The sequence below is a fragment of the Streptomyces sp. NPDC091682 genome, from assembly GCF_044756625.1.
Taxonomy (GTDB): Bacteria; Actinomycetota; Actinomycetes; order Streptomycetales; family Streptomycetaceae; genus Streptomyces.
Genome location: NZ_JBIVTH010000004.1, coordinates 130,152 through 149,781, shown reverse-complemented (window position 1 = coordinate 149,781; position 19,630 = coordinate 130,152). Strand labels below are relative to the sequence as shown.

The following is a 19,630-nucleotide window of genomic DNA, read 5'->3' as shown; positions in this document are numbered from 1 at the left end:
GCACCCATGTACGTGTACGACCCCACCGTTGCCCGGCTCACCTACCGGGCCCTGCTCGGCAGGCGCCGCGCGCTGATCCTCTTCGCGCTCCCCGCCCTGCTGATCGTCATCGCCCTCGTCGTCCGTGCCTTCGTGGGCGTGGACGACAAGGTCGCGGCCGACCTCCTCGGGGGCTTCGCCCTCGCCACCATGGTCCCGCTGATCGGTGTCATCGCCGGCACCGGCGCCATCGGCCCGGAGATCGACGACGGCTCCATCGTCTACCTGCTCGCCAAGCCGGTGAAGCGCCCGAAGATCATCATGACCAAATTGATCGTGGCGATCGCCGTCACGATGGTCTTCTCCGCGATCCCCACCCTGATCGCAGGCTTCATCCTCAACGGCAACGGACAGCAGATCGCCGTCGCCTACACGATCGCCGCCCTCGTGGCCTCGATCGCCTACAGCGCGCTGTTCCTGCTGCTCGGCACCGTCAGCCGGCACGCGGTCGTCTTCGGCCTGGTCTACGCCCTGATCTGGGAGTCGCTCTTCGGCAGCCTGGTCTCCGGAGCCAAGACCCTCAGCGTCCAGCAGTGGGCCCTGTCCGTCGCCGAGAAGGTCGCCGGGGACGGGTACGTCGACGCCACCGTCGGCCTTCCCACTGCCGTGATCCTGCTCTGCGCGGTCACCATCGGCGCCACCGTCTACGCGGGCCAGAAGCTCCGCCGCCTCACCCTGGCGGGCGAGGAGTAGGTCCTGTCACAGCTCATGCGAACCTGTGCCCCGCCCGGCCCACCGGTCGGGCGGGGCACAGGTTCGCGCGGCATCATCGGTGCATGGTCGCGCACACCGAGCCGGAGCCGTCCAGGCCACTGCGGTCCTGGATACGCTCCTCGCCCGGAACGCACATTTGGCTGCTGATCATCGCCGTCACCAGCATCATCGTCGCGATCGCACCCGACCAGGTCGACAGCGTCCTCCTCCACCGCAACAGCAGCAACATCAACCAGCTCGTCAAATACCCGGTCCGGGCACTCGTCAGCAGTGCCTTCTGGATCGCGAACCCGGCCTCCCTCGCCCTCTACGCCGTGCTCTTCGAGCTGTTCCACGCCCCCGTCGAACGCTGGCTCGGCACCCTGCGCTGGCTCCTGATCGTCGCGACCGCCCACGTCGTCGCCACCCTGGTCAGCCAGAAGATCCTCCTGACGGCCATCCAGGACCACCGGGCCCCGCACAGCATGACCCACGTCGTCGACATCGGCGTCAGCTATGGGCTCGCGGCCTCCATCGGCGTCCTCACCTACCTGCTCCCCGGCCCCTGGAGATGGCTCTACCTGGCCGGAGCGCTCGCTTTCTTCGGGATGCCGTTGGTCACCGGTGGCACCTTCACGGACCTCGGCCACGCCATCGCGCTCTCCGTCGGCCTGCTCGCCTGGCCGCTCACCCGCAACGTTGTTTCACGTGAAACATGACGGGGATCTAGTCGGCCTCAGCCTCCGGCTCCGCTTTGGCGATGCCGTGCTCCCAGGCCCAGGCAGCGATTCCCACCCGGTTGCGGGCCCCCAGCTTGGCCTGGACGTTCGCGATGTGGGTCTTTGCCGTCCCCGCGCTGATGAACAGTTCCGCGCCGATCTCGGCGTTGGTGAGCCCCCGCGCCACCAGGCGCACGATGTCCACCTCCCGCTCCGTCAGCGGATGCGCCGAGGGCCGGGCGACCGGACCTTCCTGCGTCAGCCGGCTCAGCAGCCGCACCGTGATCTGCGGACTGATCAGCGTGTCCCCCGCCATCGCCGCCCGCACCCCCTCGATCAGCAGTGCCGGCCCGGACCGCTTCAGCAAGAAGCCGCAGGCGCCGTTGCGGAGCGCCGTGTGCACGTATTCGTCCAAGTCGAAGGTGGTCACCACCACCACGCGCGTCTGCGGCGCCAGCAGCCGGGTCACCTCCAGCCCATCGAGCCGAGGCATTCGGATGTCCGCCAGCACCACATCGGGCCGAAGTTCCCTCGCCAGCGCCACCGCGCTCTCCCCGTCCGCGGCCTCCCCCACCACGGTCATGTCCGGCTGTGAATCAAGGATCAGCCGGAAACCGCTACGGATGTCCTCTTGGTCGTCGGCTATCAGGATGCGTGTGGTCACGCCGCCATGATCACCCGAGGGTGGGTCCCTGTGCCGGGAAGACGGCGCAAACCCGCCACCCGCCGTCGGCGCTCGGGCCGGCCCGCAGCGTCCCGCCCGCCGCCTCCACCCTGCCGCGCAGACCGGCCAGCCCGGTTCCACCCCGCCGCCGCAGCCCCAGTCCCCGTAGTCCGCCCGCGCCCCTGGCCGGCGCGGAGTTGGCCACGCTCAGCTCGATTCCCTCAGCGGCCCGGTACAGGCGCACCCGTACGACCGCCGCCCCGGGCGCGTGCCGGCGTACGTTCGTCAAGGCCTCCACGGCCACCCGGTAGGCGGTGGTGTCCGCTTCTCGTGACAACTCGCGGGCCGCTGCTGGATCGGCCTCCAGCACCTCACCCTCGAACCGTCCTACCAGCGAAGGTAGTTCCGAGGTCCCCGGGACCGAGGCGGAACGCGCACCGGCCGCCTCCCGCAGTGCGTGCACCGTCCGGTCCATAGAGGCGAGCGCGCCGAGCCCGGCCGCCTCGATCCGCTCCAGCGCGCGGACCGCTTGCTCGGGGTCCTTGTCCGCCACGAACCTGGCCGCCTGGGCCTGCACCACGATGGCGCTTACGTCGTGCGCCACGAAGTCGTGCAGATCCCGCGCCAGTTCCAGTTGCTGGTCACGCCGGCCGTCCCGGACGGCCCGGCGCATCCGGCTCGCCTGACGGCGCAGATATCCCCCGGCCGCCAGGGCCCCGAGAGCGGGCACCGCCCAGAACGCCGCAGCTCCACAGGCCTCCAGCCACGACGCCGTCCCCCACATCAGCGGTACCGGCCACAACGCGACGGCCGTGACGCCCAGCGAGGCCGCGACGGCCCCCGAGCGCACCGGGGACCAGCGGGCCACCAGGGCCAGCAGCGGCAGCAGTAGCCCCACCCAGACGAGCAACCACGCCGGGGGCGCGCCCAGGAACACCGCGAGGAGGCCGCCGATGCCAGCAAGGGCCAGCAACGGGGCGTACGCGGTACGGAGGTTGGCGGTCATGGCTCGACCCTACGATCGCGCCCCGGGACCGGCCATCCGCCGATCGGCAGAGCAGTACGGACATGACAGGACCCACCGGCCTGCCGATCGGCGGATGGTTCCGAAGGCCCCGTCCGACCAGGCTTGAGTCAGCAACCAGAAGCCCCTGAAAAGGACTTGTCAGATGACTTCCCACACCGTGGTTCGTGCCCCGCACACCGTGCCCGGAGTCTCCCCACGGCTTCGCCTGCTCGCCCGGCTCACCTCGCTGACCGTGCTTCCCAGCTGCCTGTGGCGGCTGGCGATCGCGGTCGGCATTCCCATGGGCTGGGGACCGGGCAGCGACCTGCACCACTCGTACTACCCGGGTACCGCGTCCCTGGTCCTCGTCTTCGTCTGCGTCCTGCAGGAGTGCCTCGGCCTGTTGAGCCTCGGTATGGTCCAGCGCTGGGGCGAGGAGCTGCCCGGCTGGATTCCCGTGCTGGGCGGAGGCCGGATCCACCCCCTGGTGGCGGTCGTTCCCGCGTCGCTGGGCGCGATCGCGCTCACCGGCATCACGGTCCTTGGTGCCTGGACCTGGAGCGAGACCAACGCCGCGAATCCCGATGCGCCGACCGGACTCGCCCTCCGGATCTTCGACCTCTCCTACGCGCCGCTGTTGCTCTGGGGCCCGCTGCTGGGCATCCTCACCGTCGCCTACTGGCGCCGCCGCCGCATCCACGGCTGATGCACGAAAATTCGCTGGTAAGGGACCTGCGCCAGGTGCAGAGTGAGTCGTGCGGGGAGCAACAAAAGGTCCGGGGCAGCCACTTCGAGCGCGCCTTGCGGCGCGGGCCGTCCCGGACCTTCTCCTACGTCATGCGCGCTACGCGGCGCCCAGCAGACGCTCCAGCACCACCGCGATGCCGTCCTCCTCGTTGGAGGTCGTCACCTCGTCGGCCACGGCCTTGAGCTCGGCGTGGGCATTGGCCATTGCCACCCCGTGCGCGGCCCAGCCGAACATCGGGATGTCGTTGGGCATGTCACCAAAGGCGATCGTGTCCGCCGCCTTCACTTTCAGCCGGCGCGCGGCCAGCGACAGACCCGTGGCCTTGGTCAGACCCAGCGGCAGGATCTCGACGATGCCGGGCCCCGCCATGACGATGTCGACCAGGCTGCCCACGGTCTCCCGGGCCACCTTGACGAGCGCGTCGTCGTCCAGCTCCGGATGCTGGATGTAGAGCTTGTTCAGTGGAGCCGCCCAGAGTGCCTTGGCGTCCTCCAGGTAGAGGGCCGGGAGCCCTTCCTGTGCCTGGTACCCGGGCCCGAACAGTACTTCGCCGTCCACCCCGTCCCGGCTGGCCGCCAACGCCAGCGGGCCGATCTCGGCCTCCAGCTTCGAGAGCGCCAGACCGGCCAGCTGCCGGTCCAGCGTCACCGAGGTCAGCAGCCGGTGCGCACCCGCGTCATAGACCTGTGCGCCCTGCCCGCAGACCGCGATCCCCTTGTAGCCGAGATCGTCCAGTACGTGCCGGGTCCAGGGCACGGCGCGACCGGTGACGATGATGTGTGCCGCGCCCGCCGCGGTGGCCGCGACGAGCGCTTCACGGGTGCGTTCCGAGACCGAGTCGTCGCCACGCAGCAGCGTGCCGTCGAGATCGGTCGCGACGAGCTTGTACGGGAACGGGGCCGGGCTCACTTGGCGATCGGCTCCAGGACCTCGCGGCCGCCGAGGTAGGGACGGAGGGCCTGGGGCACCCGTACCGAACCGTCGGCCTGCTGGTGGTTCTCGAGGATCGCGACGATCGTGCGCGGTACGGCGCACAGCGTGCCGTTCAGCGTCGACAACGGCTGGGTCTTCTTGCCGTCGCGGTAGCGGATCGACAGGCGGCGGGCCTGGAAGCTGTCGCAGTTCGAGGCGGAGGTCAGCTCGCGGTACTTGCCCTGGGTGGGGATCCACGCCTCGCAGTCGAACTTGCGCGAGGCGGAGGCGCCCAGGTCACCGGTGGCGACATCGATCACCTGGAACGGCAGCTCCAGGCTGGTCAGCCACTGCTTCTCCCACTCCAGGAGCCGCTGGTGCTCGGCCTCGGCGTCTTCCGGCGCGACGTACGAGAACATCTCGACCTTGTCGAACTGGTGGACGCGGAAGATGCCGCGGGTGTCCTTGCCGTACGTACCGGCCTCGCGGCGGAAGCACGGGGAGAAGCCGGCGTACCGCAGGGGCAGCTTCTCGGCGTCGATGATTTCGTCCATGTGGTACGCGGCGAGGGGGACCTCGGAGGTACCCACCAGGTAGAAGTCGTCCTTCTCCAGGTGGTACACGTTCTCGGCGGCCTGGCCGAGGAAGCCGGTGCCCTCCATGGCGCGCGGGCGGACCAGTGCCGGGGTCAGCATCGGGATGAAGCCGGCCTCGGTGGCCTGGGCGATGGCCGCGTTGACCAGCGCCAGTTCCAGCAGGGCGCCCACGCCGGTCAGGTAGTAGAAGCGCGAGCCGGAGACCTTGGCGCCGCGCTCGACGTCGATGGCGCCCAGCAGTTCACCGAGCTCCAGGTGGTCCTTGGGCTCGAAGCCCTCGGTGGCGAAGTCGCGGATGGTGCCGTGCGTCTCCAGGACGGTGAAGTCCTCTTCGCCGCCGACCGGGACGTCCTCGTGGACGATGTTGCCGAGTTGGAGGAGGAGCTGCTTGGCGGCCTCGTCGGCCTCGTTCTGCTCGGCCTCGGCGGCCTTGACGTCCTGCTTGAGCTGCTCGGCCTTCTTCAGCAGCTCGGCCCGCTCTTCGGGAGAGGCTTTGGAGACGAGCTTGCCGAGGGACTTCTGCTCATTGCGCAGTTCGTCGAAGCGCATGCCGGAGGACCTGCGGCGCTCGTCGGCGGAGAGCAGCGCGTCGACGAGTTCGACGTCCTCTCCACGGGCGCGCTGCGAGGCGCGGACACGGTCAGGGTCTTCACGGAGCAGCCGGAGGTCAATCACCCCTCCAGGCTACCGGGCTGGGCTTCTTCGGATCACACCGATATCACGCTGCGTGTCACTATGTCCCAATTGCAACGAATGGATAAGTCTTGGCGACTGACCGGAAGTGGCGCTTCTCGGAGCGTCAATAAAAGCGGTCCCATTCCCCGAAATGGGGCGGAATGTTGGCGGTCGGGCTGGCTCTGAGCAGGACTGGAGGGGCTTCTTGTCCACAGGAATTGCCGCCGCCTGCATCTTATCCACAGGCTGTGTGCCGCCTCTGTGGACACAGGAATAGATCATTCCTGATCGGTGGATGGGCAGGGTGAATCAGGGTTCAAACCACCCTCACACACTCATTCGGGTGGGAATGACTCGCCCCAAAGGGTTGATCGGCGATGCGGGGGTGACACCGTTCACCTCCCGCTCCCCAGAGCGAAACCTGAGTCTCCCGGGCGATTTGTCGACCTTGTCATGCCACTCTGTCGACTTGTCCCCAGGTCCCCATCTTCGCCTGTGGATAACTCTGTGGATAGTGGACGACGTCCTACGCCCGCCCGTCGAGGCAACGCCCCAGCCAGTCGGAGGCAGCCGTGAAGTCACCGTCGGAAGTCCCGGGCCGAGGAGTCCGGACATCACTCTGAGCAACACCGGCCCGCGGGTAAGACCCGAGGAAGCGGACCTGGGGGCAGGTCCGCTTGAGGCCCATGAGCGCCTCGCTGACCCGCCGGTCGGAGATGTGGCCCTCGGCGTCGACGGCGAAGCAGTAGTTGCCGATGCCCTGTCCGGTCGGACGGGACTGGATCAGCATCAGGTTCACCCCCCGGACCGCGAACTCCTGGAGGAGCTCCAGCAGCGCACCGGGGTGGTCGTCGCCGAGCCACAGCACGACGGAGGTCTTGTCCGCGCCGGTCGGTGCGGCCGGTCGGGCGGGGCGTCCCACCAGCACGAACCGGGTCTCGGCGTTCTCCGCATCGTGGATCTCGGTCACCAGCGGGACCAGCCCGTAGGTGGCGGCGGCGAACTCGCCCGCGAAGGCGGCGTCGAAGCGGCCCTCCTGGACCAGCCGGGCGCCGTCGGCGTTCGAGGCGGCCGACTCCCACACCGCGTCGGGCAGGTTCGCCCGCAGCCAGTTGCGTACCTGCGGCTGGGCGACCGGATGCCCGGTGACGGTCTTGACGTCCGACAGGGCCGTCCCGGGCCGCACGAGCAGCGCGAAGGTGATGGGCAGCAGCACCTCGCGGTAGATCATCAGCGGTTCGCCCGAGGCCAGCTCGTCGAGGGTGGCGGTGACCCCGCCCTCCACCGAGTTCTCGATCGGGACGAGGGCAGCGGCCGCCTCACCGTTGCGCACGGCGTCCAGGGCGGCCGGGACCGACACCATCGGGACGAGTTCCCGGGTCGCGGCTTCCGGCAGGGTGCGCAGGGCGGCCTCGGTGAAGGTGCCCTCGGGACCGAGATACGTGAAGCGGGTGGCTGACATGCGATCAGCCTAATGCCGGGGTGCCGACCGCCGGGTCGCTGTTCATCCTTCGAGCAGCCGCTGCCCCACGTACTCTCCGCTGCGGGGGCCGGGCGGAACCGCGTACAGCCCGCTGGACTCGTGCCGGATGAACGTCGACAGCGCGTCGCCGCGGTCGAGCTTGCGCTGTACGGGCACGAATCCGCGCAGCGGATCAGCCTGCCAGCAGACGAAGAGGAGCCCCGCGTCGGGGGCGCCGTCCGGGCCGATTCCGTCGTAGAAGGAGAAGGGACGCCGTAGCATGGCGGCCCCGCCGTTCTGTTCGGGGGCGGAGATCCGGGCGTGGGCGTTGGCCGGGATCACGGGCTTCCCATCGGCGCCGAGCTTGTCGAGCGCCATTTCGGTGGTCTCGCTGCCACCGGTAAGAGGGGCGCCGGTGGCCTTCGTGCGGCCGATGACCTGCTCCTGTTGGGCGAGGGACTGCTTGTCCCAGTCGTCGAGGAGCATGCGGATGCGCCGGACGACGGCGTACGAGCCCCCGGCCATCCAAGCGTGCTCGGCGGGGCCGGGGCCCGAGCCGGGAACGAAGATCCGCTTGTCGAAGTCGGGCTCCGCCGGCTTCGGGTTGCCGGTGCCGTCGATCTGGCCCATCAGGTTGCGGGCGGTCATCGGGCTGCTGGTGGCGCCTGGAGACCGGTTGAAGCCGTTCATCTGCCAGCGGACGCGGGCGGCCTCCCCGGCGTCCTTGTGCAGGGCACGCAGGGCATGGAAGGCGACGAGGCCGTCGTTGGCGCCGATCTGGATCCACAGATCACCGTTGCTCAGCTGGGCGTCCAGCCGGTCCGAGGAGAAGTCCGGCAGCGGGTCGAGAGCAGCGGGGCGGCGGGCGGTGAGGCCGGTGCGCTCGAAGAAGGAGTGACCGAAGCCGAAGGTGACGGTGAGGGAGGACGGACCGGCGTCCAGGGCGATCCCGCTGTCGGATGACGAGGCCGGCTCGCCCGCCATCAGCCGCCGGGCGGTGTCGGACCAGCGCCGCAGCAGCGCGGCGGCCTCCGCGCGGCCCGCCCCGGCGGTGAGATCGAAGGCGATGAGGTGCCCCTTGGCCTGCAGCGGGGTGGTGATGCCGGCCTGGTGGTCTCCGTGGAAGGCCACTTGGGTGGCGCCCAGGGAGGCCAGACTGCCAGCGGCTCCCGGAGCGGAGCCGCTCCCGGAGCCGTCCAGAGCGGACTGCGCCAGGGCGCCGCCGGTGGCTCCGAGGGCGATCCCGACGGCGCCTGCGGCGCCGACGGTACCCAGCAGCCTGCGCCGGGAGATCTCGATGTCGGGGTTGCTCTCGGTCACGCTGGTCAGCCGATCTTCACGGTCTTCTGGACGGTGGTCTGGTCGATGTCGGAGGTACGGACGGTCACGTCGATGCGCCATTCACCGGAGAGCGGCAGCTGGACACCGGAAGCGGTCCAGTGTCCGGGGGTCGCCTGCTCGGGTACGAGCGGCAGGGGGCCGATGTCCTTGGCGGGAAGGGTGAAGGCGATCTTGACCTCGGGGAGGTCGAAGGGGGCGCCGTCAGCGGAGTCGGCCCAGAGGTGCAAGGTGTTCGCCCCGACCCGTCCCGGGTCGAGTTCGAGCCGGACGGAGCCCTTGCCGTTCGGACCGCCGGTGTCGAAGGGCAAGGTGATCTTGACTGCCCGGTCGGGGACCGCTGTGGCGGTGGAACCGCGGCCCGTCTCCTGCTCCACGGTCCGCCCGGGCTCGGTGCTGGTGAGCACGGTGGTGACGGCGAGCAGGATCACGGCGATGGCCGCCTCGGCGAGGACCGAGCGGCGCAGGCCGGCGCGGTCCGGGTCGGCGTCGCGCACCCGCTTCTCCAGCGCGCTCTCGCGTGCGGCACGCTGCCGGGCGAGCTGGGCGGCACGCTCCGGGTCGGCGGGGACAGGAACGGGAACGGGCTTTGTTTCACGTGGAACACCGGTGCCTTCCGAGGCGGCGCCGGTGGCCGTTTCACGTGAAACATCCTCCGAGGTCTGGCCTACGGCGGCGACGGCGGCGACGGCGGTCGTGGCATCCGCGGGAGCATCGGCGAGCCGCGCGGTCCACGTGCGGGACACGTAGGCGATGCCGAGGAGCACCGCGACCAGGCCGATCTTCAGGAGCAGCAGCTGCCCGTATTCGGTGCCGGTGAGGGCGGACCAGCTGCCGAGCTGGCGCCAGGACTGGTAGACGCCGGTGACGGCGAGCACCAGGACACTGACGAAGGCGACTCGGGAGAAGCGGCGGACGGCTGCGCGCTCGATCTCGGGGACCTTGTGGAGGGCGACGAACAGCGCGGCGAGTCCGCCCAGCCAGGTGGCGACGGCCATCAGGTGCAGGATGTCGGCGGGCATGGCGATACCGGGCTGGATCCCGGTGGAGGCGTGCTCCGAGAGGGCCCAGGTGGCGGCGATACCGCCGGACACGACGGCGCCGCCGATGGCCAGCCCGAAGGTGAGATCGCTGGTGTCGTCCGGGTTCCCGGCCTCATCGGCACCGTCGGTCTCCCCCTCGGCTCCCTCGGCCCGGTCGGCCTCAGCGGGTCCGAGGCCCGCCACGCGGCGCGCGTAGACGCCGAAGAGGACCGCGACGAAGAGGGCGGCCGCGCCCAGCAGGAGCAGCCTGGAGACGAGCGAGGCCCCGGTCTTGGTCTGCAGGACGGCCCGGAGCCCGTCGAGATCGAAAACATCGGAGAAGTTGCCGGACCCCGTGTAGGGGGTCCGTAGCACCAGCATGACGAGGGTGGCGGTGGTCAGGGTGACCCAGGCGCGCACTACGAGTTTCTGGAGCGGCCGTTCGGCGGCCCCCCTGCGCCAGCACAGCAGGATGAACGCGGCACCGCCCACGAGGACGGTGAACCCGGCGTAGGCGGCGTAGCGGGCGACCCCGTACGCGATGCCGACGGGCCCGCCGCCCGCCTGTGCGGTGGGCAGGGTGACATCGGTGGCCGAGGGCGCGCCGATGGAGAAGGTGAAGGCACCGGAGATCGGATGGCTGTCGGCCGAGACGGCCTGCCAGGCGACGGTGTAGGTGCCGTTCGGCAGCCCGGAGTGCAGTGCGGTGCCGTAGCGGATGGTGTTCCCGCTGCACATGTCGCGTAGTTCACCGGTGTCCACGCGCTTGCCCTGGGGGTCGAGCACGCGGATGGAGTCGTCGCCCATGGCGACCTGCTCCGAGAAGGAGAGCGTGACCTGGGCGGGCGCCGTGGCGACCACCGCCCCGTCCTTGGGGTCGCTCGCGGTGAGTGCGGCGTGCGCCGCGGCCGGTGAGGCCGCGGTGAACAGGGTTGCCAGCAGGGCTGCGAGGACCAGCGCGAGCCGCGGCAGCAATGCCGTGGCGCGAGCCGTGGAGGGGGCGGGGGCGGTGGCCGTCATGGCGTGTCAGTCCTCGGTCCGTCAGTGGCCGTGGCCGGCCGTGGATGTCGGAGCCTGCGCGTTGTACGTCCGGTCCTTCACGTCCAGCTCGACCTTGACAGAGCCGGCCTTCTCGAAGCGGAGCTCGACGGCGACCTTGTCGCCGACCTTGGGAGTGCTCTTGAGCCCCATGAACATGATGTGGTTGCCGCCGCGCTCCAACCGGAGCTCACCGTCCGCCGGCACGTCCATTGACTGGACCTGCTGCATCTTCTGGTCCTTGGTCTCGTGGATCTGGAGATCGTCGGAGAGCGGAGAGGTGGCGCCGATGAGCTTGTCGGGGTTTTCGGTGGGGTTGCCGATGACCATGAACCCGCCGGCCATCTTGTCGTTCACGGGCTGCGGCATGAAGGCGCCCGTGACGACCAGCTGCGGTTCGGCTTTGCCGGAGCAGCCGGATATGGCGAGCACTGCCGTCAGGGAGAGGGCGGCGGCGAGGGTGCGGGTGGTGCGGGCGTTCACGGGTTCTCCCCCTTGATGAGCTTCGGCAGGTCCTTGGTGTAGTCATCGACGGTGGCGCTCTCGCCGTAGAGGACGTAGCCCTCGTCGGTCTTGGGCGAGAACGCGATGACCTGGGCGCCGTGCATGGAGACGACCTTGCCGTCGGCTCCCGTCGAGGCGGCCTCGATACCGATGCCGAGCGTGCGTGCGGCGGCCTGGATGGTCGCGAAGTTCCCGGTGAGTCCGATGAAGGACGGGTCCTGCGACTTGAGCCACGCGCTGAGGGACTCGGGAGTGTCCCTCTCAGGGTCGGTGGTGACGAAGACGACCTGGAGGTTGTCCTGGTCGGCCTTGGGGAGCGCCTTCTTGGCGACGGCGATGTTGCTCATCGTCAGCGGGCACACGTCGGGGCAGTTGGTGTAGCCGAAGTAGATGAGGGTCGGCTTGCCCTTGGTCTGCTCGCGCAGGTTCCACGGGTTGCCGGTGGTGTCCGTGAGGACGAGCTCCGGCTTGGTGAAGGGGCGATCCAGAAGGGTCGCGGCCTTGGCGTTGCTCTGACCGCCGGAGATCTGGGTGACTCCGCCGGTCTTGGCGGGCTCACCGCCGCAGGCGGTGAGGGTGAGTGCGGCCGCCGCGAGCAGCGCGGCGACCGTCACACGTGTGGTGCGCATGAAGAAATGTCCCTGGGATCGGGGATGCTACGGACGTTTCGGAAGGGCAGCGCCCGTGGGCACGCCAGGTCAGGCGGAGCGGCGGCGCGAGGCGATGCCGAAGGCGACACCGCCGAGTCCGACGACGATGCCGGCGACGCCGAGGACGCGCGCGGTGGTGTCGGAGCCGTGTTCTGCGGCGGCCTTGTCGTGGCCGTGCTCGGCGTCCTTGTCGGCGTTCTTCGGCTCGTCGGCCTTCGCGCCGCCGCCGTGGTGGTCATCGCCCTTGGGGGCGGTCAGCTTCAGGACGGGCGCGGGGTTCTGCGGCTCCGCGGCGCCTTCCTTGGCCTCCTCGATCCAACGGACGACCTCGCCGTTGTCGTACGTCTGGATGGACTTGAAGACCATCTGGTCGGCGTTCTCGGGCAGCTTGCCCACGGAGAGCGGGAACTGCTGGAACTTCCCGGGCTCGATCTTGCCGCCGGACCAGGTCACCTTGGTCACGGCCTTGGTGATCTGCTTTCCGTGCACGGTCAGCGGCGTGGCGAGGTCACTGGTCTCGACCTTCACGGTCCAGCCGGGAACGTCCTGCGGCATCACGGAGCTGAGCGGCTGGTCGACCGGGAAGTTGACCTCCAGCTGGGTGGTCGAAGCGTTGTCCCGCTCGTTGGGGACCTTGAAGTTGATCGTCGCGTAGCCGCCCTTGGCCGCCTCGCCGGCGGGCTGCACGCCGACGTGGGCGAAGGCAGGGCCGGAGAGGACGAGAACGGAACCGGCGGCGATGGCGGCGGCGATGGAGACGCGAGAGGTCTTCATGGCAGAAACACTCCACGGAAGCAGTGGTGGCGGTGGGTCCGCGCACGGGCGCGCGCGGAGTTCGCGGCACCGGTATCCCGCTCTGTGTCCGGGAAGGAGGGTGCCGCGTCAGGCTGCGAGGGCGAGTGCCACGGGTGGGCCGCGCCGGATCACCGTGTGATGGAGTGCTTCCCGCCCCGTGCAGGGGGCGGGGTCGGATCCGGTCCGCGGGTCCTGCGGGGTACGGGTGGCCGAGCCCGGGAGCCCGGCGCCGAGGGCGCGTACGAAGGCCAGTGCGGCCCGCAGCGGACGGATCGGGGCGGCTTCGGCGGAGCGACGGGACAGCTCGACCAGCCGGAAGAGTGCGGCGTCGCCGCGGCCGAGCAGCCAGCCCGCGGCGAGTGCCGCCAGCAGGTGCCCGGCCAGCATGGCCGGGCTGAACAGGCCCGTAGCGGGAGCCGCTGTGACGGCCCGGGCCACGTGCGCGTGCGCGCCGTGCCCCTGCGCCACGACCTGCCCGGCCTGCGCGACCTGTGCCGCCTGCTCGGCCAGGGCGGCCGGGTCCAGGCCCGCGGCCTCCAGGATCTGCCGGGCGTCGGCCGGGCTGAGCGGTACGGAGTTGCCCCCGCACACCAGCCGTGCGGCGAGCTCGGCGAGCGAGGCGTCGGCGGAGCCGGCAGGTGCCTGCGCGGCCGCGGCGCTGTGCTGGCCGAGGCCGAACATTGCGTGCAGGCCGAGTTGTCCGGCGGCGAGCCCGGCGGCGATGCCGGGCAGCGAGCGCCGACGACCCGCGAGCGGGGCGGCGACCGCGAAAACGGCCAGGAAGCCGAGGCAGAGGGACCACCAGGGCACGGTGGCGCAGGACGCCAGCGCGTGCCCGGTCGCGGACAGCACGACACAGACCGCGGTGAACACCGCGGCCCGGATCAGCCGGAGGCCGGCTCCGGCGTGCGTCGCATGGGGGTCAGACATGGCCGGGCCATCATCGCACTGCGCTTAGGACCTTCATACGGCAGGTCCGGAAGGTCCACATGAGTCCTCTGTGCGAGGACCGTCCGGGCCCCCTGCGGACAGCCGCATACACCGCTCTCTGGGAAAGCCGCATCGGCCGAACGGGCGTATTGCGGTCTCGGACGGCCGCAGGGCGCTTACGCCCCCTCGCGGGCGGCAATAGGTAACCGTATGAGCATCTGGTGGTCTCTCCACTTGAGGCGCGAAGCCGCGAGCGTGCCGCTCGCCAGGCGATTGCTGCTGGGGACGATGGAGACCGCGGGGGTGGACCCGGACATCTCCTTCGATCTCTCGGTGGCGCTGGGCGAGGCGTGTGCGAACGCGGTGGAGCACGGCGGGGGCGGCGAAATCCCGGACGATGGCGAGGCGTACCACGTCGCGGCCTATCTGGACGGGGACTGCTGCCGCATCGAGGTGACCGATTCCGGTCCGGGGTTCCCGCCCGCGACGGTGGCCCGCCGCAGACCCTCTCTGGCCGAACACGGCCGGGGCCTGCACTTGATCACCGAACTCGCCGATCACGTCCGCTTCCGCAACCGGCCGGGCCGCGGCGCGGTGGTGAGTTTCGACAAGATCCTCAAGTGGCGCGACGACACGCTGCTGAAGGTGTCGTAGGCGTCGTAAGCGCCGTAAGCCTGCTGGGTCGGGTGTGCTGGGAACGCCGATGGGCGGGACCCCCCACAGGAATCCCGCCCACCCGTATGCGACGCGGGGGCGTCAGCCCTTCAGGCGCGCCATCCAGGCCTCGACGTCGGCCGAGGCGCGGGGCAGCCCGGCCGACAGGTTCCGGTTGCCGTCCTCCGTGACGAGGATGTCGTCCTCGATCCGGACGCCGATGCCGCGGTACTCCTCGGGCACGGTCAGGTCGTCGGCCTGGAAGTAGAGACCCGGCTCCACGGTCAGGCACATGCCCGGTTCCAGTGTGCCTTCGACGTACGCCTCGGTGCGCGCGGCGGCGCAGTCGTGGACGTCCATGCCGAGCATGTGGCCGGTGCCGTGCAGGGTCCAGCGGCGCTGCAGGCCCAGCTCCAGGACGCGCTCGACCGGACCCTCCAGCAGGCCCCACTCGACGAGCTTCTCGGCCAGCACGTGCTGGGAGGCGTCGTGGAAGTCGCGGAACTTCGCACCCGGCTTCACCGCGGCGATGCCGGCTTCCTGGGACTCGTAGACCGCGTCGTAGATCTTGCGCTGGATGTCGGTGTACGCGCCGTTGATCGGCAGCGTCCGAGTGACGTCGGCGGTGTAGAGGGAGTGGGTCTCCACACCGGCGTCGAGCAGCAGCAGGTCACCGGAGCGGACGTCGCCGTCGTTACGGACCCAGTGCAGCGTGCAGGCGTGCGGGCCGGCGGCGCAGATGGAGCCGTAGCCGACGTCGTTGCCCTCGACCCGGGCGCGCAGGAAGAAGGTGCCCTCGATGTAGCGCTCGGACGTGGCCTCGGCCTTGTCCAGGACCTTCACGACGTCCTCGAAGCCACGGACGGTGGAGTCGACGGCCTTCTGCAGTTCGCCGATCTCGAACGCGTCCTTCACGGCGCGGGCCTCGGAGAGGTAGACGCGCAGTTCCTCGTCGCGTTCCTTGGTCACCTTGTCGGTGAGGGCGGACTCGATCACCGCGTCGTGGCCGCGCACGGCGCGGACCGGGCCCTCGGCCTCGGTGAGGGCCTCGGCGAGCTTGCGGACGTCCTGCGCGGGGATGCCCAGGAGCTGCTCGGCCTCGGCGAGGGAGTGCCGGCGGCCGACCCACAGCTCGCCCTGGCCGGACAGCCAGAACTCGCCGTTCTCCCGGTCGGAGCGCGGCAGCAGGTAGACGGTCGCGGTGTGACCGGCCGGCCCGGTGGGTTCCAGGACCAGGACGCCGTTCTCGGTCTGGTCGCCGGTGAGGTACGCGTACTCGGTCGAGGCCCGGAAGGGGTACTCGGTGTCGTTCGAGCGGGTCTTCAGGCGGCCCGCGGGGATGACGAGGCGCTCGCCCGGGAAGCGCCGGGACAGCGCGTCGCGGCGGGCGAGGGTGTGCGCGGCCTGGGCGATGGGCTCCAGCCCGTGCAGCTCGGTGTCGGCCCAGCCGCTGCGCATGTTCTCGGCGAGTTCGTCGCTGACGCCCGGGTACAGACCGTTCTTGCGCTGCTTGTGCGTCTTCTTGGGCTGCTCTTCTTCCGGGGTCTCCGGGGTGAGCTCGTCAGCCACGTCTTCTCCTCAGCTACGACGGTACGGACCTGGGTGTGGACCGCATCCATCGTATGCGTGTGCGTAGAGAGCCGTTCCGGATCGTGGAATCCATCACGATCCGGAACGGGCTCCGGGCCTCGAACGGGCTCCGCGTCTCATTCGAACCGGGCCGCGAGCAGCACGATGTCCTCGGGGGCATCGGTCGGCACCCCGCCGGGCAGCACGGTCCGCAGGATGTGCTCGCACAGGGCTGCCGGGTCCTCGCGGACGCTGCGCGGGACCCCTGCAGCCGCGGCGTGCAGCCGGGCGTACGCCCGGTCCATCGGGTCGCCGGTGTGGTGCAGCAGCCCGTCAGTGTAGAGAAGCACCGTTTCTCCGGGTGCAGGTTCGATCTCCACGCTCGGCGCTTCCCAGCAGGACAGCATGCCCAGCGGCGCGGAGAGCGAGGTCTCCACGTACTCGGTGCGGTGCTCGCCGATCAGCAGCGGCGGGGTGTGTCCGGCACCAGCCAGGATGATCTTGCTGCCCCGGCCTTCGGACTGCGGCCCCCCGGCGGGTTCGCAGTAGGCGAAGAGGGCGGTGGCGGCACGGGCCGGTTCGGTGAGGCGCAGCAGCAGCTCCAGGTCGGACAGGACCGCTACGGGGTCCTCGCCCTCCATGACGGCGTAGGCGCGCAGCGATGCGCGCAGCCGCCCCATCGCGGCGACGGCGCTCGGTCCGGATCCGGTGACGGAGCCGACGGCCAGTCCCAGGGCGCCCTCGGGCAGCGGCAGGGCGTCGTACCAGTCGCCCCCGCCGAGCGGCCCCGTGTGGTGGCGGGCCGCGAGCTGTACCCCGGGGATCCGGGGGAGCCGGCTCGGCAGCAGCTCCTCGGAGACGGTGGCCAGGTGGGAGCGGGAGCGCTCCACCTCCAACATCCGGGCCAGGTGCTCCGCGGCGTGCCGCACGTACAGCCCGGCGAGGTCGCGCTGGCGGTCGCTCGGCTCGGCCTGCTCGTCGTAGAGCCAGACGGCCGCGCCGAGCCGACCGGTGGCCTCGGCGGTGAGGGGGAGCGAGTAGCTCGCGGCGTAGCCGAGCCGGGCGGCGACCTCACGGTGGCGGGGGTCCACAGGGGCGGCGAAGCCCCCGGATCCGGGGGGCGCGCCCGGTTCGGGCAGGAAATCGGAGCCGCCCTGTGCGTCCGGCAGACCGTCGAGGATCCGGCCGTAGGAGGTGGCGCTGCGCGGCACGGTCTCGATGTGGCCGAGCTCCGCGTGGCCGAGCCCGAGGCCGATCGTGCTGGTCGGGCCGAGTCCGTCGGAGGGCTCCAGGACGACCAGACCGCGGCGGGCGCCGACAAGCGAGGCTCCGGCGCGCAGGAATTCGCGCAGCGAGGTGTTGAGGTCACTGGTACGGGCGAGGCGCTCGGTGAGCTCGTGCAGGGTGGTGAGGTCCGAGACCATGCCCGCCAGCCGGTCCTGGATGACACTGCCCGGGCCGCCGGGCGCAGGGGCTGGTGCGGGGGTGGTCCGGGCGGGCGCGGGCGCCGCAGTGTGCGGCGACGCGGTTGCTGCTGGATCGATTCCAGCCACTTTCGGCAGATGCGGGGCGCTCATGGCGTCCGCCTTTCCACCTGGTGCGATTCGCCAAATAGCATCGCAAACCCCCAGATCGTGCTGCGCCGCCATCAAGGAATCCACATCTACACGCACACATGGATGCATGTCCAGCATTGCCCCGGTGGGAATCCTGGTGTCCGTGAGACGGCAACTCACCGTCGAGCCAAGGCTAGAACTTGGCCGGAAAAAGCGGGAAGCGGTCGGTTTTTGCGATCGACTGAGCGGGCTCCGCGGGGGCCTCGGGTACGTACTCGGTGATGTGCGAGGCCAGTTGGCGTCGCACGGAACCACCCGGCGCGGGCCGTCGTCCTTAGCGGCGGCCGCCGATCTCGGTGGCCGGCGCGGGTCGCGCTCCACCCCCGCGGGACGTTTGATGGACCTGAAAGAAGACTGCACGAACCGTGTGAACCTGCTTCTGGCGGACAGTGACGCGAAACCTGTACGTGTGGTGAGAAATCGGTTACATGGTGTGATGTGGCCCTCGGCGTTCAACGGAAAGGAACGAGCGCACATGCGCGAGATCCTCGGAAGGCGTCTCCAGCGGCTCCGCGATCGCTTTCAATCCCTGCGCCCCGACCCCGGACAGAGCGGCAGCACGTCCGCTCTCCTCGATGCGGCGCTCGTCTGCGCCACCACCTGGCAGTGGCCCGTCCTGCCCGGCGTCGGTCGGTCCGGGACGGACGGCAAGCGATGCGCCTGCCCCGACCCCGACTGCGCCGTCCCAGGCGCGCATCCCTTCGATCCCGGACTGCTCGCCGCCACCACCGACTCCCGGATGGTGGAATGGTGGTGGACCAACCGGCCCGCCGCCCCCGTCTTGATGGCCACCGGCGGGACCGCCCCGTGCGCGGTGAGCCTGCCGGCGGGCGCGGCGGCGCGCGCCCTCGTACGACTGGACGCGCAAGGCATGCGGCTCGGTCCGGTCGTGGCCACGCCCACCCGCTGGGCACTGCTGGTGGCGCCGTACTCGCTGGAGCGGCTCGGTGAACTCCTGTACGCGAAGGACCACGTGCCCTCCTCCCTGCGCTTCCACGGTGAGGGCGGCTACCTGTTGCTGCCGCCGTCCGCCGCGTCCAGCGGTGGCCAGGTGCGTTGGGAACGGGAGCCGCGGGCGCAGGCGGCGGTGCAGCGGCCGTGGGCGCGGTCGGCGCACGCGCAGTTGCCGCAGGCGCGGGCGCGGGCGGGAAACCTCTGGCTGCCCGAGATCGAGGCGGTCTTGGACGCGCTGGTCGAGGCCAGCAGCGGTGCGCCGGGCGGCGGTAGCAGGCTGGCGTACTGACGTGCCGGGCCTGTGAGGATCACTCGTACGGGTGTCGGTGGGGCGAGTTTCCAAGGGAATTGGGCGCGGGGATCTCCGCGCCCCATTCCCTCCTCGCTATCTTCGGCAAATGAATCTCCGCCTGATCGGTATCGGCGCCGGTGTGTTGATCATCTTGTCGCTCCCGCTCGCCGGGGCGATCGCCGAGCCGGATTTCGCCGGTCAGGAGGACGGAAAAGGTGGCGGCCTGTTCTCGACACTCGGGCTTTCGGCCTCCTCCCGCACATCTCCCTCGGCGCCCGCGCGCTCGGCGCCGACGGTTGGCCCGCAGCAACCCGGCCCGGCCGAACGGCCCCGTACGGATTCCCACTGCGGCCCCGAACTGTTGTCACCGCACGGGGTGGAGGCACAAACCTGTGTGTTGATCGGTGAAGGCCAGACATGGGGCCGGAGTTACTACCGGAACACGAGTGGTCGCGCGCTGGACGCCGCGCTGACGGTGATGGGTCCGGCCGGGCGCACGGTACAGATCCGGTGTGCGGTGGGCGCGGGCGACGAACCGGGCTTGTGCGAGACGCCGAAGGAAGTCTCGGCGGGCGATCCGGAGAGTTACTCGGCTGTAGCGGAGTTTGCAGTTCCGGATGATGAAGGGGAACTGCTCTTGAGGTCCGGGAGCAACTCACCGGTGCCGGGTGACGGTTGACCGCACCCCTGAAAATCAAGGGCCCGGTCGCTGGCGACGGGGGATGCACCAGCGACCGGGCTACAAGAACGGTAA

At 70.3% G+C, this 19,630-nt stretch carries 19 protein-coding genes; 6 read left to right on the top strand and 13 right to left on the bottom strand.

Annotation, left to right across the window (positions count from 1 at the left end):
• Positions 1 to 12: 12 nt before the first annotated feature.
• Together ACIQK6_RS11350 and ACIQK6_RS11345 are read left to right on the top strand one after the other, a co-directional pair.
• Complete coding sequence (locus tag ACIQK6_RS11350) at positions 13 to 732, top strand: ABC transporter permease subunit (protein ID WP_329107785.1); 720 nt, start codon at positions 13 to 15, stop codon at positions 730 to 732.
• 83 nt (positions 733 to 815) lie between these two features.
• Positions 816 to 1,451, top strand: coding sequence for a rhomboid-like protein (locus tag ACIQK6_RS11345; RefSeq protein ID WP_329100250.1), 636 nt, complete (start codon positions 816 to 818; stop codon positions 1,449 to 1,451).
• A gap of 7 nt (positions 1,452 to 1,458) precedes the next feature.
• On the opposite strand, the gene ACIQK6_RS11340 is transcribed toward ACIQK6_RS11345, so the two are convergent.
• Both ACIQK6_RS11340 and ACIQK6_RS11335 read right to left on the bottom strand, forming a co-directional pair.
• Complete coding sequence (locus ACIQK6_RS11340) at positions 1,459 to 2,115, bottom strand: response regulator transcription factor (protein WP_329100251.1); 657 nt, start codon at positions 2,113 to 2,115, stop codon at positions 1,459 to 1,461.
• 10 nt (positions 2,116 to 2,125) lie between these two features.
• Positions 2,126 to 3,121 (bottom strand): sensor histidine kinase, encoded by a 996-nt coding sequence (locus ACIQK6_RS11335; RefSeq protein WP_402694712.1) that lies wholly within the window; start codon positions 3,119 to 3,121, stop codon positions 2,126 to 2,128.
• A gap of 163 nt (positions 3,122 to 3,284) precedes the next feature.
• On the opposite strand from ACIQK6_RS11335, the gene ACIQK6_RS11330 reads away from it, so the two are divergent.
• Entirely contained in the window at positions 3,285 to 3,827 is a 543-nt protein-coding gene (locus ACIQK6_RS11330; protein WP_329100253.1) for a hypothetical protein, read from the top strand.
• A 138-nt stretch (positions 3,828 to 3,965) separates the two neighbouring features.
• On the opposite strand, the gene ACIQK6_RS11325 is transcribed toward ACIQK6_RS11330, so the two are convergent.
• The 9 genes from ACIQK6_RS11325 to ACIQK6_RS11285 form a co-directional block, all read right to left on the bottom strand.
• Complete coding sequence (locus ACIQK6_RS11325) at positions 3,966 to 4,778, bottom strand: HAD family hydrolase (protein ID WP_329100254.1); 813 nt, start codon at positions 4,776 to 4,778, stop codon at positions 3,966 to 3,968.
• Complete coding sequence (serS, locus tag ACIQK6_RS11320) at positions 4,775 to 6,052, bottom strand: serine--tRNA ligase (RefSeq protein WP_329100255.1); 1,278 nt, start codon at positions 6,050 to 6,052, stop codon at positions 4,775 to 4,777. The genes ACIQK6_RS11325 and serS overlap by 4 nt, the downstream gene beginning before the upstream one ends.
• A 526-nt stretch (positions 6,053 to 6,578) precedes the next feature.
• Positions 6,579 to 7,514, bottom strand: a complete 936-nt coding sequence (pheA, locus tag ACIQK6_RS11315) for a prephenate dehydratase (RefSeq protein ID WP_329100256.1) — start codon at positions 7,512 to 7,514, stop codon at positions 6,579 to 6,581.
• Between the two features lie 42 nt (positions 7,515 to 7,556).
• The gene (efeB, locus tag ACIQK6_RS11310; protein WP_402694711.1) at positions 7,557 to 8,915 is read right to left on the bottom strand and encodes an iron uptake transporter deferrochelatase/peroxidase subunit; all 1,359 of its coding nucleotides are present in this window, start codon (positions 8,913 to 8,915) and stop codon (positions 7,557 to 7,559) included.
• On the bottom strand, positions 8,840 to 10,894 hold the full coding sequence (locus ACIQK6_RS11305) for a copper resistance protein CopC (RefSeq protein ID WP_329100258.1): 2,055 nt from the start codon (positions 10,892 to 10,894) through the stop codon (positions 8,840 to 8,842). Before ACIQK6_RS11305 ends, efeB begins: the two co-directional genes overlap by 76 nt.
• A gap of 21 nt (positions 10,895 to 10,915) precedes the next feature.
• Positions 10,916 to 11,395 (bottom strand): copper chaperone PCu(A)C, encoded by a 480-nt coding sequence (locus tag ACIQK6_RS11300; protein ID WP_329100259.1) that lies wholly within the window; start codon positions 11,393 to 11,395, stop codon positions 10,916 to 10,918.
• Positions 11,392 to 12,045, bottom strand: a complete 654-nt coding sequence (locus ACIQK6_RS11295; protein ID WP_329100260.1) for an SCO family protein — start codon at positions 12,043 to 12,045, stop codon at positions 11,392 to 11,394. The genes ACIQK6_RS11300 and ACIQK6_RS11295 overlap by 4 nt, the downstream gene beginning before the upstream one ends.
• A 69-nt stretch (positions 12,046 to 12,114) precedes the next feature.
• Entirely contained in the window at positions 12,115 to 12,840 is a 726-nt protein-coding gene (locus tag ACIQK6_RS11290) for a YcnI family protein (protein ID WP_329100261.1), read from the bottom strand.
• 108 nt (positions 12,841 to 12,948) lie between these two features.
• A complete protein-coding gene (locus tag ACIQK6_RS11285; RefSeq protein WP_329100262.1) occupies positions 12,949 to 13,791 on the bottom strand; it encodes a hypothetical protein in 843 nt (280 codons plus the stop codon).
• A 210-nt stretch (positions 13,792 to 14,001) separates the two neighbouring features.
• Between ACIQK6_RS11285 and ACIQK6_RS11280 the strand changes: the two genes are divergently transcribed.
• The gene (locus ACIQK6_RS11280; protein ID WP_329100263.1) at positions 14,002 to 14,445 is read left to right on the top strand and encodes an ATP-binding protein; all 444 of its coding nucleotides are present in this window, start codon (positions 14,002 to 14,004) and stop codon (positions 14,443 to 14,445) included.
• Positions 14,446 to 14,547: 102 nt separating this feature from the next.
• Here the strand turns inward: ACIQK6_RS11280 and ACIQK6_RS11275 are convergent, their stop codons facing one another.
• The gene (locus ACIQK6_RS11275) at positions 14,548 to 16,014 is read right to left on the bottom strand and encodes an aminopeptidase P family protein (RefSeq protein WP_329100264.1); all 1,467 of its coding nucleotides are present in this window, start codon (positions 16,012 to 16,014) and stop codon (positions 14,548 to 14,550) included.
• 137 nt (positions 16,015 to 16,151) lie between these two features.
• The gene (locus ACIQK6_RS11270) at positions 16,152 to 17,708 is read right to left on the bottom strand and encodes a PP2C family protein-serine/threonine phosphatase (protein WP_329100265.1); all 1,557 of its coding nucleotides are present in this window, start codon (positions 17,706 to 17,708) and stop codon (positions 16,152 to 16,154) included.
• A gap of 397 nt (positions 17,709 to 18,105) precedes the next feature.
• Here ACIQK6_RS11270 and ACIQK6_RS11265 point away from each other — a divergent pair, with 397 nt between their 5' ends.
• Together ACIQK6_RS11265 and ACIQK6_RS11260 are read left to right on the top strand one after the other, a co-directional pair.
• Positions 18,106 to 18,873 carry a bifunctional DNA primase/polymerase gene (locus ACIQK6_RS11265; RefSeq protein ID WP_329100266.1) on the top strand — a complete coding sequence of 256 codons (768 nt, stop codon included), beginning with the start codon at positions 18,106 to 18,108 and terminating at the stop codon, positions 18,871 to 18,873.
• Positions 18,874 to 18,982: 109 nt separating this feature from the next.
• Complete coding sequence (locus ACIQK6_RS11260) at positions 18,983 to 19,555, top strand: hypothetical protein (RefSeq protein WP_329100267.1); 573 nt, start codon at positions 18,983 to 18,985, stop codon at positions 19,553 to 19,555.
• Positions 19,556 to 19,630 lie beyond the last annotated feature (75 nt).